This window comes from Parachryseolinea silvisoli, from assembly GCF_021190955.1.
Taxonomy (GTDB): domain Bacteria; phylum Bacteroidota; class Bacteroidia; order Cytophagales; family Cyclobacteriaceae; genus Ohtaekwangia; species Ohtaekwangia silvisoli.
The window spans coordinates 1-19,453 of the sequence record NZ_JAIOAO010000007.1; the positions used below are offsets into that span (position 1 = coordinate 1).

The following is a 19,453-nucleotide window of genomic DNA, read 5'->3' on the forward strand; positions in this document are numbered from 1 at the left end:
ATATACCTGTACGTTCAGATATGCAACGGATCAAACACATAGCTAGGCTTGGGATATGATTCTATATAAAGAGAAATCCGTGAATTAATAAACCTCCCTAATTCTTGCATAAAATCGAACAAAGGGGCAGCCTCATCATGATTTAAGTGAATAATTGAATTAGTATAAAATTCCATTTCCTCAACCGAATTAAGGTAATAGTGCAATTCACAAGTCAACAAATCAACAATCACCTCTTTACTCTCACCATTTAAGAAGGCTTCGGAATCAACCGCTGACGGCAACTTCGTCTCGTTCCCTGCATAAAAATACCTCGCATTATAATTTTTAATATGAAGAAAATTAAAAAAAGCGTTTTGTTTATCCATATTAACATCTTCTACCCTTACTTCGAGAACTATATCATCTCCTTCCATGTCTCGAATAATTTCAGCCCACTTTTCCGATAAGAATATTCTGCTCATAATCCTCTGCCTAAAAATCCAATAAATTCATTAGTAACCGCATTGAACCTTGCACCTAAACCGTCAGCCATTTTATACTCTATCACTGTACCAAAGGTCGCGTGCGGTTTAACCGATTGAGTTCCATTTCTCATAATAAACTTTAATGCTTCTTTACCAGCGGCATGTCGAGCTGCGTCCTTGGTCAAGTTTGTCGTTATACCGACCACCCTGGCAATATTGGGATGTTTTTGTAACGCCCGTGCAACTAACGATATACCACCCTTACCTGCAGACAATGCACTTCGATAACCCCTTATTGCACTAAATCCCGCTCCGCCAGGCGTTGCCCACGTAGCCGCACTTGACGACCCGCCCTGTTGAGTTCGTTGCAGTGTTCCTCCCGCAAAAATATTAGTGGGTTGGTTCCAGTACATATCCCACAATGCATCAGCGCTTAGCCCATCATAACTTATATTCTTGTTATAAAAAGAAGCATATCCATCTATAAAATCTTGAGTATAACCATCCGGAAGGAGCGTGCTAGCATTGTCAATTACAAATGCATAGTCCAACGCTGTCTGAAAATCACCTTCTCCCACCACTATCGTTCTTTCTATACCATCTTTTACTTCTACCTCTTCGCCGGTATTTGCATTTTTATAGATAGTAAAAGCTCCATCCGGATCGGTACCACTAATCGGATTGTTACCCAGACCTATATAGGGAGAATAATATTGCCCAGCAGGATCAATAGTTGTCCACCTTCCAATCACCGGATCAAACTCCCTCAATTCAAAATGATTCCAGCCCGTCTCTTCATCGCGTTCTGCAAATTGACCCTGATACTGGTACCGGTATCCGCGATTAACCGGCTGCAATACTTGATCTATCTGCTCCGGCGAAGCGCCTTCCGCCAGCAACCGGATCTCCGAGCCGCTCAGCGCCTTGTCAAAGATATGCACTTCATCAATTGATCCATTCATTGGCAATTGAATATTCGTCGCCGTAGTCCGCGATGCACCTATCAGGATGTCGCCTGCCGATGGACCCGAGCTAAAAAAACTAAACGCAGTACTGTAACCATCAGGTTGACCGTCAATGTAAAAACGGAATGTGCTGCCGTCGCCCACAACCGCCACGTGGTGCCATTCCGTATCATTGATGGCATAGTCCGTACCGGTACCCAGATTTACCGAAGAACCGTCTCCTCGCGTCGAACTGAAACGCAATGCATGCGTGCCAAAGGCACCACTGTAGGTATCAAACACAAACGCAAATCCTTTCTGGCTGCCGCTTGCCGTGCTCGACACAATCGCGCTCCGGGCATTGAGATCGTTCAGCTTGATATAGGCGGCAATCGTAAACACACCTGTGTTCTGGACAAACGACAGCTTGTCCGTAGACCCCTCCAGTTTGACATAACTATTGACACCGTTAAAGCTGTAGGCCTTGTTCGCCTCGCCATCGACACCCGTGGTGAGCACTGCGCCACTCACCGTACCATTCAGACCATTACCACTTTGATCCTGCGCATTACCTGAAAACGCGTATTGGCCTTTCAGGTTTTTCCGGAGCAGCGCTGCCGGTGCAGGTTCTGAAGAAATGGTACGCAGCACATCTCCCCACACACCGTAATCCGTCGCTTGCGAAACATAGCTTGTCGTGTGGGTCACACTAATATCATCAAACCATACCCGCGCCTCCGGACTTTCGTTCGAAACCCAAACATAAATATACTTACCTCCGGCTGGTATAATCACAGGTTGTGGCAGGTAAACACGCTCATGCGCGTCATCCAACACTTCTTCACCCGGGGCAAAGCCTGCCTCCGCCGGGATCGGCTGGCGGTACCCGCCGATACGCACCATGTTCTCGTCAAAGATAATGTAGCTCAGGTAGGCATTGGGACGTTCTTCCTCATCTGCATAGTTCAAAAAGCCGGGCGCCGACAACGCACCGTTAAACCATTCCGATACCCGAACAGGTGTTGCACCGTCAACGCCCCCTGCAAAAGCAAACGTATTGCCTAACATAGTCGATAATAAAGACAGCGTAATACCCGTGTGGCTATACGAGGTCTTCTCTTCGAAGCGTACATAGGCTTCTGCCCGGACCGTGTCGCCCGGTTGTACCGTCAGCGCAATAGCCGGTCCTGTCGACTTCTGCGACATCAGCGTACCTGGGGTGTCGTTCCAATACAGGTAGGCCGACCGCGATGGGTTTGGTACCTCGCGGGTGCCAGCTGTATGATTCATATGCATGTCTCCCGGCTCGGTCACAGTCTCCCAAATGTTCTGGAAGTATTGAGTTTCTTCTATGCGTGGATTACGAATACTTTCTTCTTCGCTATCCTCCATCGTCGCAGTGTATGTCTTTACATCCTCTCGTACCAGCGCACGCACGTTGCCCAAATGATCGGTCAGCTCATACGCCAGGCTACCATCCTGCGCAGGATAATAGGTACCGACTTTTCCGGCGGCATACACAGGCATTTCTATCTTCGTGACCGGATTAGTATTCGTTGAATCTTGATTTCCCTCCTGATCGTATACATTCAGAATATTTCCAGAAGCATCGCGGATGTACCATGTCGTACGATTTAGCGCATAGTTGACCTTCGCCATCCGGAAGCCGCGATCGTCATACAGGTACTCTACCTGCTTATCTTCAGGCCGTTTCTCGCTTGTGGGATATACAGCAATGACTTTACCCGTCACATCGTAGTCAACGTATTGATCATCACCTTCGGTTTTATCGATTTTGGTAGTACGACCGATTTCATCATACGCATACGCCTGCGCGTACCCATCGATCGACGTCAGTTGGTTCGTATTGTTTTTATAGTGATACTGGAACGTATGCTGCTGCCGTGACTGATCATTGTACCGATTCAGTTTCTGAATATTCCCATTCGCGTCGTACTCCATACCCGTCAGGCGGAAACGGTTCCCTCCCCAGCTATACGTGTTCAGGGTATTATTAGCTTCCGCCCAGCTGGCATCCTTCACCTGATACTTGTCATCATATTCATACACATACATTCCCGTCAGATCGCCGCCCGTGGCGCCACGCGCTTTGGTCGTACGCCAACGCGCCGCGGAGATCAGGCCATTGTACAAGGCAACGCCGCGATCGCCCGTTTGTTTTACCGCCTCCACCACACGCACCTCGATCTCTACGCTTTGCAGCGTCGCGTTTGTAAGCTTCGTGTTGCTCGCCGTCCACCGGTAAATACCCGCCACAGCGGCGGTAACATTCGGCACCCGGTAGGTTTGCTGGCTGTTGTCGGCATTCGTGCTGCTTATATTCGTCCAGGTGCCATTAGCATTCTTCTTTTCCCAAACAATTGTTCCATACGTACCTTTGGAAGTGGCCGGTAACTCCAGCGTATTCCCCAACGGAACATCTACCTGGCGTACCTGGTCGAAGATTTTTTGCGGCGCATACGTCAGTGATTTCGTGATGATCGCACCCGTAGTTGGATTGACCAATGGTTCCAGCATCGTATAGCCCAGATAGTTCAACGAAACCGACATCGACAAAGAGCCATTATTGGCATAACCGACAAAATTAGGAATCGACGTAAGGGCGTTGTTTGAGACATTGATGGTATTCACTTTCGTATTCGTCAGTAAAACCTGAGGAACCGAGGTAAACTTGTTGTTCATCACCCGAAACAAGACTAGCGACGTACAGTTCCCGATACTCACCGGGAAGGCACCCGTAAAATAATTATCACTCAGGTTCATGTCCACCAGCTTGGTCCAGTTTGTTCCAAACCACGCAGGCAGATCGCCCGACAGCCTGTTGTTATACAGGTATAGCTCGGTCAGCTCGGTCAGCGTCTGATACGATTCAGGAATCCCGCCCGTGAAATCATTCCTGTATAAGTACAACGTTTTCAGCTTGGTCAATCCGTCCAGCGACGGCAGCGGCCCTGAAAAATGGTTCTCAAATAATTGCAGCGTGGTCAGCTGACGAAGGGCCGAAAAGGCAGCCGGGATTTCTCCGGACAGCTTATTCTTGCTCAGATACAGCGTTTGTAACAACGTCAGGTTACCGAGCGATACGGGAATCTCGCCGCTCAATTGGTTCGACGCAAGGTTGAACCCGACCATCTCCACCAGGTTCCCTATGTTGATAGGGATACCACCCGTGAGTCTATTCGTATTAAAATCAAGCACCTGCAGTTTTACAAGTTCTGTAACAGAGGCGGGGATAGAACCTGTCAGCGCATTGCCGTTCAGCCGCAGTTCCGTTAGCTTGGTAAGATTACCGATCTGCTGCGGAATCTCTCCGCTCAACTGGTTATTGTTCATCCGGAGGGTCACCAAACTGGTCAACTCCGAAATGCCTGCGGGAATAGGGCCCGTAAGGCCGGCCTGCGAAAGATTCAGTAATGTCAGCTTCTCCAAATTGGAGATGCTCGTCGGGATACTCCCCGACAAGGAGTTGCTCTGAAGTTCGAGCACCTCCAGGTTCGACAGATTACCAATGTCAGTGGGAATAGTGCCCGTCAACGCGCATATTTCGATCGAGAGCGTCTTCAGATTGACCAGCGAACATATACTTGTCGGGATAGAACCGCCTAAAGTACGGTTGGCTGTCAGCGAAAGAATGGTCAGGTTCGTGGCGTTGCCTACATTCGACGGAATACCGCCAGTCAACGCATTGGATTGCAGGTCCAGTGTCCTGAGCGCCGGCAAATCGAAAAGCCCCGACGGGATCGCCCCGGTAAGACCGCAATTCGACAGGTTCAAGTCTAGTAGGGTCTGGATTGTCGTCAACGATGTTGGAATGGTTCCGCCCATCGCCGCGTTGTTATAGATCACCAGTAATCTGAGCTTCTGCAGGTTACCAATTACCGCAGGAAGTGGCCCCGTGAGCTTATTGTTCGTCATGCTGATCTCCACGATGTCACCATTCTCCACTTTGATCCCATACCAGGTACCAAATTGCGCGCTGGTGGCCGAGGCCGGCCAGGCACCCGCCGCAGGCCAGTTGGTTTTCTTCGTCCAGGCAATGCCGCCCATATTGTCATACAATGACTTTAATACAGCGAACTCCACGTCGTCCGATACTACGTTCGTCTGTCCGAACGAGTGAATACTCACCAACAGGGACGTCAGAAGAAAGATCCAGAAAAGCCGGCCGGCTTGTATACGTTTTATCATACTGGACATATGTTAACGGTTTGCAGGGTTTAGGGTCGAGTGTTGCAACATTCGCTGGTATACCGGACTGTCAGCACTATACTGTTGGAGTGAAGGAATCTCCGTGCCGGATCCCACGGGCGGCTCCGGTAAAAAGCGAAGCAAGGGTGCGTGTGTCATCGTCGTTGCACGCAACGCCTCCGGCACAGCGTGACTCCGATAAGGGTCAACTACACCTGCTGTCGGAATCAGATTATTCATATCGCTCTCGTAGTAGTCCAGCACCATCCCAAAGGCATCGTTCCCGTCCGCACCCGGGTCTTGTAGCGGATCCGGGTGGTTGATCTGTCGCAGCCAGCCTTGAATGTTATATACGAAGTCTACACCCTGCGTTTTGTTACCTAGCTCAATGCGCTTCAACGGGCCGTGCAGGTAATACTCGTAACGGGCACGGAGAAATTTCTCGCCTGTTGCCGTCGTGCTGGTGTAGGCCTTGCTTAACCGTTTGTCGGCATCGTATTCATAATGATGATAAAACTCCTCTAGCGGTTTATTCGATCCGGCGCCCGGAGCACCCGGCGCTGCATAAGTCAGGTTTGATACCATCAGTACATTCCCAAGGAAGTTGTAGCGGTAGCGCACCACAAATATCATCGGCAATTTCGCCGGCTTCTGCGCCATCCAGACTACGCGTCCCAGCTCGTCGTAGCTATACCAGGTCATCATGTTTTGATTTTCGCTTCGTGACACAGCACCCCGGACATAGCGTTGTGTGTATTCAGATTCGGGCAACGCCGTTGTGTTTCGGAAATTCCCGTCAGGAACATCATAGGTTGTTCTCACCCAGCTTCTTTTAGCCGTTGCTGGCCAACTGATTTCATGCGACAATTTCTCTAACTGCCCTTCCATCGGCGATCCACGGAATGCAGGGTCATTCATGGCCACAAAATCCAGCGTGCTGGCGACATCAATATATTCTCCCGACTCCACCGCTCTGCTCAGCATATCGTAATGGGTATACGAGAAATAGCCTTTCGCTCGCTGCACGGCGTTCTGAGAAAACCTTATCTGACCATCTTTACGATAGACATACCGTGTCGTACCAGCATCCGGCTCGGTCATCTCCAAAAGCCTTCCCTGAAAATCATATATGTATGTGGTTTTATCGATCGCTGGATATTTGACCGTCAGGTCGGCGTCAGAAAACCATTCCAGCATGCCATTGGGCGACACCGCCGAAACCAATCGCCCAGCATCGTCGTAAAAGTTGTAGACAACATCTTTATAGGCCTTTATATCCACCAGGCCTTCCTCGCCATCTCCGTGCGCTGTTACCAGCACTCTGCCGGATAGGTCTGCCCAGCTATAGACGAACCTGCCCTGCTCATCTTTTACCATTGACCTAACCACGCCACTATCCAGCTTATTTTTAATTCTGTGGTCCGTTAATCCCAACGTACGTCTTCTTTTCAAATAGTCATCAAGCAACCCTCGTGTTGCCCCTTTGTATTCCGTCTGGTCGTGCCCCGTACCCAAGTGGTGCTGATCGCCAGGACCTGCACTCTGTCGGATTTTTCCATCCGCCATATTGGGAAACTCGACTGTGCGTGCGTATGGATAGTTTGTACGAGGAGTGTTTGGTTCCAGTGTGTTCTGCGCGCTGTAGTACCATCCCAACGAGCCCTCACCGCTGCCGGCCATCCCAAGTGGTTCGAGCATGGTTCCCGCGCCGGCTGTACCCTCCCGATCGAAGTCCTTATACCCATAGGCGCCTCCGGTAGAAGACAACGCGAAGAGGCTACTGTACGAAAACGCATTGTATTTGATCGGCGCAGCCAGGGTTTGCCCCGCCGGCTTGTCAAAGCGATCGTACAATGGCTGGCTGGCTAGTATCCGCCCCGTAGTAAGGTTACGCGTCTGCGTTTGCAGCGGACCGCCGTCTCTACGAAAATAAGCCTTTGATTCACCAGCAACATGGAAGACAGTATCATTGCCATTTTTATGCCACGTACCGTCATAGGCTGTCGTCTGTATCCAATTCAGCTCGCCATCAGCTATACGTACACTTGCCTGTATCACCAGCGTTGGCCCCCACGTGCCGGTGCCGTTATCTCTCCCCTTTAAATAATACGTACCACTTCTGTCCAGATCACTACCCACGATCGTCACTCCGTTATTAAAAGGTCGGTCTATTTCCGGCGCGTCGCTGGCATCTTTCACCCAATAATAGGTGGCAAACTTGAGCAAGTGCGTTTTGTCACCGTTTGCCAAAATGATAGTATTATATCCTGGCTTTTGAACCTGAATGATCGATGCCACCGGAGGTACATAGTCGATCACCACATGTGCAGGCGTCGTAGCCGTCGACCAACAATCAAGGGATGCCGTGTACTTACGCACGTAATAATCTCCCGGCTCGAACACTACCCTGGCGGTATTTCCCATCGGAATAGACAAGTCCCTACCATCGGGTGTACGTTGCCAGTAATGGAATGCAGCACCGGAACTCGTCGTAAGCGTTGTTTTGCGATACACCGACGATAATACCGAAGGTGTGGCAGCCGTTGTTTCGACCGTGACAGTCTTAGACGTCTCGCTGCTGACGCAAGAACCACTTCTTCCCTGTACATAAAAGGTCGTAGTGCGCGTGAGATTGCTAAACGACGCGGTCGTGCCGCTGGCCGAATATCCAGCGGGGACAGAACGCCATGTATAGTTCACGCCCGCCAACGGGTTGGTAATTGCCAACGATACGTTCCCTACACTGCAAAATTGAGTAGTCGCTACAGGGCCGAGCGTAATCGGTGCCACGGCGCCAATGTCCACATTTCTTTTAATAACCTTAAGCTCATCTGTAGGGCAGTTTAAATTTGATGTACAGCCGACCTCCATCTTTACCTCATACGTACCCCCCGCGGGAAAGACGTAGCTAAATGAGGGGCTATGATTGGGCGGCTGTCCTGATCCTGATACATAGGGAAATGTCTGTTCGTATTCTCGTACGCCATTTACATACCATGTAAACACATTATAATGTGCCGTACAAGCTGAACGAAATGTAAGCTGCACACCCACGCAACCTGACCTGGGCCAGGTCTCTGTGCAACTGGGTTCGGACTGTGCATAAGCAATCTTATTCAGCCCTATAGCAGCTATCACCAACAAAAAGAAGCGCAAGAAAAATAAACGTATCATAGGAAGACAAGTCATCATAGTTGCCAAATAGTTGTCAATCTTTATCGGATAAATCATAACATCCGCAACCAGCGCCAGCCGGGCTTAGCGTACAGCAATTATCAATCGCCAAACTCTGCAGATTAGCCGGTATATAGCCTTTTTGCATTGCCGTATTCCACTCGATCGGCTCGCCACAGTCATCCAGGTAAGTCCAGTTCCAGAATCCCTCGTAGCAGTATCGCCCGTTGCCATAATCCGATTTGGCACATTCCACGCGACCAAGCGTACTGTTGACCGCAAAGGAGGTCCGAATGCTGTGCGAGCTTTGAATATTAGAAACCGTAATGATGTTACCCGTCCGCTTAATGACGGTTCCATCCAGAAGCGTCGTCGGTTGTGTGAGGCTTATGCTTTTACCATCCACCCACAAGCCACTGAATTTAGAGGGTGAGCATGCGTCTATCAGCTCAAACGTCTGTTCACCGTTCTGTGCCACCTCTACCGATCCCAACGGCCGCACGCTTCCGGTACTTCCCTCATTAGAAGCCGTCAGAGTAACCTTAAATAGATCGTCTTCTCCGTAGTGATAGACCACCTGATTCAACTTCACAACACCGGTACCGCCAAAGTCACGTTGGAACGTCTCTTTTCTGGTCGACGTCAATCGGCCAATAGCGTCGTAGTCGTAGCGTGTATAGAGATTGTTGTTGTCAAGAATGTGCGTCACACTGCCCCAGGTATTATATACATACGTGGTCATGCCCGTGCGGATGGAGTGAACCCGCAAATCATCGACATATATCGGTGAGCCGCCACTATTATGCACTTGGCTGACAAATGTCAACAACGGTTTGCCGCTATTGGTCGGAACAGAAATGTCCGCTTCACACAGATACCAGTCGCCGGCATATTCCGTCTTTGTTAGGTCAAATTCCACAACCTCGTCTTCTTGTACGGGGCCCGCTCCACCCGCCGCAAACTGGTACAAAAGCTCTACCTTCGAGGCCGTGGGCTTGTGCACCCAGAAACTCACATGCATCTGGTTGCCGACAGCCGTGCTCGCCTGCACGTTGGCGTACAGCCCCTGGGTGCCGGAGGCGATCCGCGCGCTGGCCCGGCCGGTATGCTTATATGCGTAGTCTACAACACCGCCCATCAGCATCACACCACCGCCTGAAACACCTGCTTTGATATCTTCCATTCCTGTACAGGCAAATTCATTGTATCGAGCATTTGTCGCAGCCCCCAGCACACCCTGCTGGCCTGAGCTGAGTTTTACCGCAGCATAACGTTCATACACATCTTTCGCTTCCAATGGACGGGAATAAGGATCATATAGTGTCGTTTCACCGGTCTTTAACCAGGGCGAGCCTGCAGGTAGCTTTTCATTATTCCACGCTGCAAACGGTGTGGCGAAGGCCATCTTGTACAGGCCATCTTCGAGCGCTGCATCACTTGCACCGACAAAAGAATAACCTGCCCGCTTCCGCCAAATACCGAATTGCTTGAAATTGTTAACATTTCTTTCGGGGTCGGAAACATTTATACTGTCGCTCCAGGTCGTAACAGAGGCTGCCAATAAGCCCAACTTCATCGGTGTGTTGCCAGTAGCCTCCACCCGGTAGGTGTAGGAAGCAGCCTCCTGTGTGAGCATATTCTTGCCACCGGTCGACGCCTGACCCATGGCCGGGTACAGCCGGTAGGCCGGCGTTATATCGGTCTGATAGCGATTGCCATAGCTATCGATCTCCCGGCTTGAAATAACCTGCCCGGAGTAGTAATCGAATGCCACAGTAGATTTATTCGTCACAACTTCGGTCCGGTAGTTGATAACCGTCTGACCGATCTGAATAGACGGAAACTGCTCACGTTTGGTGATCACGCCCAGTTGTACAAAGTCATCATCCGGCCGTTTGTAGAACCGCCCCTCGGTAAAGGTCTCTTCCATCACTCCCTGCCCCTTGAAGTCGCGCTCCAGCCACCGTTCATAGAGCTTCCAGTTGCGCTCAAAATCATCATCGAGCGATCGATTATTGTCAAAATCCTGAGAGGCCGTTTGGTCGTTCAGGTAATGATTAATGGTTTCCGTCATGACCCGCCCCTGGTCGTCATATAACTTCACACCCCGCAGTGTTCCAACACGACTACTGTAATCTTTCAAGTAGACCTTTCGTGTTTGGATGTCGCTATAACCAATGTAATTTTCATACTTCTTCTGTGATGGAAGTGCGGTGTTGTATTGCCATTGGTAATCCACTCCCACAGTGCCCGTCGTAAACGGCTGGAAATGATATTCTGTCTTCTGAGGTACCACAAACGTCTCCCCATGCTGCACCACTTCCTCGGAAACAGTGACATATTCATACATTACCCCGGGCGCAGGAATTTCCCGCGCTACCGCTAACAGATTATGCCCATTCGACGCGCGGTTATCGTTCCAATTTTCAGCATTGTCCAGAAATGCCTTTGCCGTTAAGCTGGGCTCATACGATGTCGATCCGGAAGATCTGCCGTCGTGTGAGTAATTATACCGCGTAATCCGCTTGCGCTGACCGTCCGCCAAATCCACGGATGCCACCTTGACACCGCCACCAACCTTATTGATCGGATAAAAATGCCCATAGTAAAACGCCGCGGCTCTACTCGCCGCCAGTGGGGAATTAGCAATAAGCGTATGATAAAAGTCCTTGATATCATCATCGCCGTCACGAATGAATTGTTGAATCGTGCCTACCGCATCGACAGCATTGTTGGCATTCGGATTATTGCGGTCACCTGATAAGAAAACGATGGCCACTTCCGCTCCCGGTAAAAGCGTTTTCGTGAGTGTGGCCGATTCCATCCAGGTAGGAAACTTTATCTCGACCGTGCCGTCGGCAAGACGCTTCATCTTATTGATCTGAAAATCGTAGTTCGAAGATATCACTGCCTCTTTATAGTCATCGCTCTCGTAACCGAAGGACAGCTTGGCTCCCGTGGGTAGCCACACATTCCTTAGAGACCAGGCATCCAGGCTCTTTCCAGAAATGTCGGTAACCAAATGATCAAACAAAGGCTCGTCTGTATCTATATAGTCGGATTTATACAACCCCCACATATCCAACGCATCCTTATCATAGGGCGGGTTCTTTGTCGTGCGAAAGGTAATGCCGCCAGGAACGGCTCCACCGTTCAGGGCTTTTACAGTATATAAATTCCCGTCCTGATACGCGGTGATCACCACGTAATATGTTCTTCCACTATTGCTATACGCCAGAATATCGCCCGGCGAAAGCTGTGTCGATGTCTGCAGCATCAATGTACTCGCATTCCAGCTCAGTGTGCCGGCACCTAACACGGGTTGATCCAGGTCGTAAGAAAACTGCATTGGGGGTAATACATCGGCCCCTTTAACGCCGTCAAAGTGTAGTGCATTGAGGGTAAGCTTACCCATGCGCGGATAACTGCTCGGATTGGTCGATACTGAGCCTGCATGCAACGGTGCATAATCAAAGCTATTGGCTGTACCCGGCGAAAGTGAATAGTCCGTATCGAACCGCACGCGACGAATCGTTTTCTCAGTTAAAGCGGTCTCCACCTGCGCCAGATCATACTTATCGAGCACGTTCTCCCCGTGATGGGGAATCAATATCATATTCGAAAAATCGCATTGCTCCCGCGCAGCGGGCATACCGTTACTGCTTACCGTCCAGCCAAAAGCATAATTCTGACTATAGTCACCCAGTGCCTTTGAAAGTGGAATTTCTTTCAAATCTTCATTCTTTATCAGGATGATCGAATTCAATTTCATCGAGCTGGTGGGCATCGCGATATAATCAAGCCGGCCGTTGTCTCCCCCCATAAAGTTATTCTCGTGCTGGTCATTCGTTTCCCAATACTCAACCTGACACGTACAACTAGCCGATGTAGGTATAAAGCCACCCGTCTTTGACTGCGCTATTATTGTTCTTTGGGGCTGTTTATCCCTACTCACTCCCCAGACCGTAGCAAGTCTTCGCTTGTAGTTCCGCTCAAAATAAACGCTCCCCTTCGCATCATGGCGAATGTCCTTAAAGAAAAGTGCCGTATGGGTCTTTGTCTTTATGGCATCCAGGTAATATAACTCTTTCCGGCCTTCTGAAAAGTTCTGAAAATCTCCGTCCACATCGTCACTCATAGCTTCTGAAGGATTTCTCCAAGCATACGAATCCGACCACTTGCCATATTCGAAGTTCACCCAATATCCCCAGTCGTATTCATTCAACACGCCGTCAGCCGCCCCGCTAGGTCCACGATCGACATAATCCGGGCCCGTGATAGCTGTCAGGTACCATGTGTATGCATAAGGCTCATCCTTGTGAAAATCATTGAAAGTCTCGACTCCCGTTTTTTTCCCGGAGTACATGTACTCATCGTATGAATAGGCTGGTAAAGCAAAATGATACTTCATACCACTTTCATTGATGATGGTGTAACCACCGATCTGTTTAGCTTTAGAAGCATTCGCAGCAGCATCGCGATCATACCCTGTTGAGGTCGTCTCTATAAAACCAGCGTTCCGAACACGTTCTGCCTTTTGAATAATCTCTTCGTTTGTAAACCATAAGACGCTGCGCGATCCCTGGATCTGGTTAGATGTATAGGGCTCGGTTCCAAACTCCCCGATTTTCGTCGTACCACTGTTAAAACTATACTGCATGTCGGTAGCAATCGGCTGTTCAGTGGGTTCAAGTTTTGCCGGATCATACTCAAACCGGTTAGAAAAGTCGTTCAAGAACCGAAACTCAGCGCGCTTATCTTCCGGATCATGCGATCTGTTGAGGTCGTACTGAATCATCGTGTATTGATAATCATTGTCATCGTCTACCCGGTAGTTGTTGCGTTTATACAAATGCTTCTGAAAATAATACGGACGCATCATGCCTGCTAATCCCTGGGCATTTACATAATAGTGATCGAAATTTGGGAACGTCCCCCCCTGGGCAGCGTCCGGATTGGAGCCCATAAAATTTGGATCTGGAGTTGAGTACGTATCAAAATTATTGTGATCAAAATAATGCGTAGAAAACACATTATCCGGATCGGGTGTGGGATAATACAGCGCGCCGCTTACATTCGTTTGATCCACCTGGTCGATCCAATACCGGTGGTATTTGTAACCCAGGTTGACGAAGACACCATAATAGACGGGAATCGCCAGCGAAAAGCCAGTGCTGCTTTGCGACATCCGCCCGCTTCGGGAGTTGCTCGAATACGTAGCTCCTGCTATCGCCGCTCCTGCCGAAGTACCCTGACCAGACGCCATGGAGACACCCACTGAGCTCGACCAGCCGTTGAGCAAAGATCCAACCTGGGTGCTACCGGAAATCTGGTTAAAATTGGTCGAGAGTCCAACGTCCGCACTCATACCGTATGCTTCCTTTTCCGACTTCCTGATAGAAACCCCGATGCCTGCGCCGACATAGGTGCCGCCATAGGGATCTACCGACACCGAGGCATTTATGTCAAAGGGACTTTTTTTTCCCCCCACTCCCATTCCAAAGCCCATGGACGAGCCGTAGCCCACGCCCCGGTACGTATCTTGCGAATATGAAAGCCCGAACGATACAGAGGCCGGTGTACCGGCCGCGCCGACCGTCACACCCACGGAGTAGGTACTGGTACTGCCGCCTGCCCAGAAATAGCGTGAGGCATTAGCCACGCTCTGATGATCGTCCGCAAAGCCGTTCACGTTCCGCGTGATTGCTCCCGGGTTCAACGTCCAGCCCAGGCCGGTCCAACTGGCATCTTCGTTCGGCTGAATGCCCGCGTGGTAGGATAGCGAGAGCGGATACCCTCCCGAAGGACCCGGCACCTCCAGCAACGGGAGGTTGTACGCCAGGTCACCGGTATTAAGGTTCACCATATCGGTGGTATCTACCGGCTCAAAACTCGTGGCCTCGGGGGCCGTCGGCCCCGATGTCAACGCCCAGGATACGGCCGGGGCGACGGCGCTGGTGATAATTTCCAGCAAAAAGAACACGGCAAATGCTTTCAGCAAGATTCGTTTACGGATCAGCTTCATACTCAGGGGCACACGCAGGCGCCTATTTTAAAGGTATAGATAGATATATCGGCTACTTTTTACAGTAGACTGTTAAATGCGACTACATTGAAAAAGACACACGCTGGCACCAACGCGGCGCTATGCGCGCACCTTCGTTAAAACGCCAGTGCCGGCACAGCTTCCAGGTCGCTGCGCTTAAAGCGGAAGCGTTGGTTGCCGATGCCCAATCCGAATTCGTTCAGATTGAACTGCACCCATTCCTGGTCAGTGACCTTTTCACGAGAGAAAACAAACAGCACCTCCGTGGCACTGCTCATGCCATAGGTACGGTTGAGCATAAAGTCGCCGACAGGAATCGTATCCTGGGCGGCCGTTGTCAACGTGACGTACTCGGGCATGCGAAAAGACAAAGTCTGTACCAGCTCACTGTATTGACCAAACCCCTCGTCCACCTGGTGAAGAGCTTCTTTATTGTTGCGGGAGAGACTTAATATGAAATAATAATAATGATCGTACTTTTTGCGCAGCGAATCGACCTGAGACGGTCGTGGCGTTTCACCATTCAACTCTTGCGCTACCCACAGGTCTGTGGGACGGTATTGTACATCTACCACCGTTTTGCCCAGGGTCGCGGAGTGCATTACGCCATTTTCCTCGTCGCGGATGTATTCGACAAGCTCGTCTTTCGACAACTGGCTTGGCGCGCAAGCGATTGCCGCACAGGCCAGGCATACCAATAACATTCGGACTAACATCGTAGCGGTGTTAAAGATGAATTATTTGCCTGCGTACTCTTTGTTCAACCCTTCCAGTACCTGTTCGGTAATGTCGAGCCCTTCGTCCGCATAGGCAATGTTGCCGTATTCGGTTGCGGCGAGAATGACCTTGTAGCCATGGGCTTCGCCATACTTTTTGAGGTAGGCGTTCACCTGTGTCACTACGTCTCCGGTCATTTTTGCATCTTCCTGCTGGGCCTGTGTGTTCATGGCCTGCTGGTAGTCGCCAAATTGCTTTTGCTTGGTACGGATCAGCTCCTGGGAAAGCTGGCGCTCTTTGGGGCTCATGCCAGGACTTTCTTTTTCGTAGACAAAGATTTGCTTTTGCACTTCTGAAGCCAGCGTGTCAATATTGGCTTTCCAGGCACCGGCTTTTTGCTGATAGGCGGCCCTCGCATCTTGCATGCCTTTGTAGCCATTCATCAGTTTGGCGGAATCGACATACACCACATGCTGGTTTCTGAAAAACAGAATACCCAGAAAAATGGCAAACAATAGATTGAGCACACAAAGGCCCACAAAAATACGCTGCAACATATTACGTTAGATTTTTTTGCTTAGTCAGGTTATAGAGGAGCATGCAGATCGTCGATCTTCACACAACTTATTCGCGCCGAACGAGTTAAATTCGGCTGCCAACGTGTTTTATCATCGATGAACTGAAATCGTGAGCAAGTTATTACACATTTTTGGACAAAACAACAGACAATACTGGTATTAACTGACGCCTGCATGGAACATGGCAAAACAATCGTTCCCGCAAATAGACAAAGCGTTTGCACCGGAATGTTGCAGATCGCAACCGCATCACTAGGGGCCATCTTCGCGATGCTATTTCCCCGGCTCCCACATCCCGGCAGTAACGACGTAGCCATCTGCAGTATTGAACCCACTCGACGTTAAGGCTATCTACTCATCTGCCTCCCAGGCACCCGTGGCATCTACGCCGCCACCGGCATTGTATCGGATCCAGCTGCCGCTGCCCCGTGCATCCCAGGTAACGTCGTATATATGTCGTTCATCCTGCCAATGGTTTACCGTACCCGCACCGGTCTTTTCATCGATGTTCATGTGCAGCGCGTGATATTTAGCGGCAGGATATTTCAGTATGAGGTTAAACCTATCATCGCGTCGCTCCCAGGTGCCTTCGGTAATTATGTCGTCTGTTGCCCGGCTGTAAACTTTCATGAGCCCACGGCTGCGGTTCGGGTATTCTTCGGCATACATCACTGGCTTCCACGCTTCGCCTTTCCTGACAAACCCTTCGAAAACATAACGACCACGCTGTTGACTTACCTGGTAAGCATATTCGTTGTCGTTGTAAATAAACCACGTGCGCGTCCTGTACTTCACACCTGGCTCGGCGGCTACTGGCTGCTCGACAAGAACTTCCGTCCACTGCGACGGAGTAAGATAGCGTTGCACGTACATGATCATGACATTGTTAGCAAACGCGACATAATCCAGCGCCTGGCTGGCGTGATCATCGCGGGACCAAAGCCCCAGCGGCGGAGCATGGTGAATATAATAAAGCGAGTCGGCGAAGCTTAGCGCGACGTCTTCCAGCGGCACATCGGGTGCATCGTCATCGCTGCTACACGAGCAGCAGCATGTAAACACCAACATGCTAAACAGTAAAGTTCGGATTGAGAGCATTTTTGGGCCGTTATTTAGAGCGATTGGCGCAATATACGAATTGCACGATGGCCGCGACTACGTCTTCCAACAACTCTTTCAACGTGTTACCACCTAAAATACTGCTGTCTGCACCACAGCAGCCGGTTACTGTACGCCATAGGACCAACCGCTATGGTACAAGCCCATCGCTCCGATCTCAAAGATCCGTTCTCGCCTGGTATCAGGCGGGTCGATCGCGCTGCTCGCGCTCGAAGTATAGGTGTACGTAACCTTCCACGCCCCGGCCGGCGGTTCCCGGAATACCTTTGGCGCCTCCCGCATTTCCGTCGCAGCGCTGGACACCGTGGGCATCTCTTTCTGTGAATCCTCCGCTAAAAATGTTTCTGGCAAAAAGGCCTCGATATCCGAAGATGGTTTTACAATAGGCATTGTTTTGCCTGCTGATTCGTCGCCCGCAATTGCCAGAATTTTCGCGGCGCCTGTGCGCTTAACTTGTTTCACCATGCCATTGTCGTGGAGCGCGCCAAACTGCACCCCTACCGTTACTTGCAGGCTGTATCCTGCGTCTGGGGGGATAGGGTTATTCAGCACGACTTCCAGCGTCTGGGCGGGCGAGCCTTTGAGTGACGAGTACCAGGGCGTTTCAGCAATGGCCATGCCCTGCATCGTGTCGTACCATTTCGGCGCGGCATATTTACCGGTGGTGCTATTGAAGGTAAAATCCGGTACAACGCCCAGGCATACCATAATGCTATAGGCCGGGTGTTGACTGTTGGGAAAGAAATTGATGTCGCGTACCAATTGGGGGATGTTGATGCGTGCGGAACCGGTGGCACGGTCGATGGTACACGTAACGGCGGTACGAACCATCGAATCAAACGTTGTATATTTATTCAGCGAGAAGCCTTGCAATAGCTCCGGATATTGCGAGAGGCGAATGGCACGGCGGCCGAGCGCACTGACACCGTCCAGTTTTTGGATTTGTTTTAGCGCTTTGTTGACGAAACCGCTAAAGTTATAGTCAGCGAGCGCTTTCATGGGACTCATCATAAAGCGCACTTCTTTTCCCATGGTCGAGCAGCCGCCAAACTCGGTCATCCATAGCCGTGCCGTGGCAAACCGACGGGAGGTACGAATGGTTTCTTTGCTGGCGCCGCCTTTGCGGCGGATGACGGTCTTGTCTGTGCCGCGCATTTTGTACGCGGTGAAGTCGCCGAGACTTCCGCTAAATTTTAATTCGGTTAGATAGGCCATACAAGTTGGTTAAACGGTTATAACGAGTTTACTATACGAACGCCGCGAGGGTTCAAACGGTATCCGCGAACAATATAACAACTTCCTATCTTACGAAGATATACCTGATGCTTAATTTATTTTTCACAAGAAGATAACCCAGATCTTATAAGGTGTAGGTATACAGTATCCCAGGAATAGTTTACTTCTGGATCAAAACTGGATTATCTTGACTTATAGTATACTTTTTGGGGAAATATGAAGGACCCGACGTCTATACTTGTGCATACAATGTGAATAACGCTGTGGATAACTCGATGCGTTATCGCCATTATTCCCCCTCAGCAAGGTCCTGATTATACCGCTCCATCGCGGCGCCGATCTTTCTCTTGCGCAGTAACGCCAGGGCGGCTTCATTTTCCACCATCACTTCACGCAAGCGCTGGATGTCGGCCACTTCTATCGGACCGTTGGGCTCAAGCTGCATATAGACCACGCGGCTCAGCGTCTCCTCCGGGTACGGCGAATACCCCCGAACGGCACCCGTCACAATACGAAACACCCAACTACCCTTGTATGGCACGCCCTCTAATTTCCGGCGATTGCTCACAATGCGGTTCATGCATACGGTACTATCGGGTTTGATGATGTCATAGTTATGACTCCCGCCGATCACGAAGATATCGCCCCGCCTATATTTCTCGATACGGCCGGCTTTCTGGAAGGTGCTGTCGCCTTTCAGCCGGACTTCATACCGGTGCCGCCGGATTACGCTCTTCTTCGTAAGTGGCTCACAGGGGCCCATCAAAAATTGGACGGCACGCATGCGGCGAATGCTGGCCAGCGTGTACTGGTCCTGGTCCAACGTGGCAGGCGATTGCGCAAAAGCGCCCAGGGCAAAAAATACGGCAATTGCCGGCAGAAAAAATCGGATCATGCGGGAAAAGATTAGATAATCAAATATCCGAACGGCGCGGGGCCCGTGCCTTTGACAGCGATCAAAAA

The 19,453-nt window shown here is 50.4% G+C and carries 9 protein-coding genes; all 9 read right to left on the reverse strand.

The window, feature by feature from the left end; all coding sequences use genetic code 11:
• Positions 1-14: 14 nt before the first annotated feature.
• The gene (locus tag K7P01_RS29200; RefSeq protein ID WP_267298134.1) at positions 15-464 is read right to left on the reverse strand and encodes a hypothetical protein; all 450 of its coding nucleotides are present in this window, start codon (positions 462-464) and stop codon (positions 15-17) included.
• Positions 461-5,620 (reverse strand): leucine-rich repeat domain-containing protein, encoded by a 5,160-nt coding sequence (locus tag K7P01_RS29205; RefSeq protein ID WP_267298135.1) that lies wholly within the window; start codon positions 5,618-5,620, stop codon positions 461-463. The genes K7P01_RS29200 and K7P01_RS29205 overlap by 4 nt, the downstream gene beginning before the upstream one ends.
• A gap of 12 nt (positions 5,621-5,632) precedes the next feature.
• Entirely contained in the window at positions 5,633-8,425 is a 2,793-nt protein-coding gene (locus tag K7P01_RS29210; RefSeq protein ID WP_267298136.1) for an Ig-like domain-containing protein, read from the reverse strand.
• A 403-nt stretch (positions 8,426-8,828) separates the two neighbouring features.
• The gene (locus K7P01_RS29215; protein ID WP_267298137.1) at positions 8,829-14,819 is read right to left on the reverse strand and encodes a hypothetical protein; all 5,991 of its coding nucleotides are present in this window, start codon (positions 14,817-14,819) and stop codon (positions 8,829-8,831) included.
• A gap of 137 nt (positions 14,820-14,956) precedes the next feature.
• Positions 14,957-15,556 (reverse strand): hypothetical protein, encoded by a 600-nt coding sequence (locus tag K7P01_RS29220; protein WP_267298138.1) that lies wholly within the window; start codon positions 15,554-15,556, stop codon positions 14,957-14,959.
• A gap of 21 nt (positions 15,557-15,577) precedes the next feature.
• Complete coding sequence (locus tag K7P01_RS29225; RefSeq protein WP_267298139.1) at positions 15,578-16,114, reverse strand: OmpH family outer membrane protein; 537 nt, start codon at positions 16,112-16,114, stop codon at positions 15,578-15,580.
• Positions 16,115-16,486: 372 nt separating this feature from the next.
• A complete protein-coding gene (locus tag K7P01_RS29230; protein WP_267298140.1) occupies positions 16,487-17,233 on the reverse strand; it encodes a hypothetical protein in 747 nt (248 codons plus the stop codon).
• 126 nt (positions 17,234-17,359) lie between these two features.
• On the reverse strand, positions 17,360-18,469 hold the full coding sequence (locus tag K7P01_RS29235; RefSeq protein WP_267298141.1) for a hypothetical protein: 1,110 nt from the start codon (positions 18,467-18,469) through the stop codon (positions 17,360-17,362).
• Between the two features lie 310 nt (positions 18,470-18,779).
• Positions 18,780-19,385: a hypothetical protein gene (locus K7P01_RS29240; RefSeq protein WP_267298142.1), complete on the reverse strand. Its 606-nt coding sequence runs from the start codon at positions 19,383-19,385 to the stop codon at positions 18,780-18,782.
• Between the last annotated feature and the right edge of the window lie 68 nt (positions 19,386-19,453).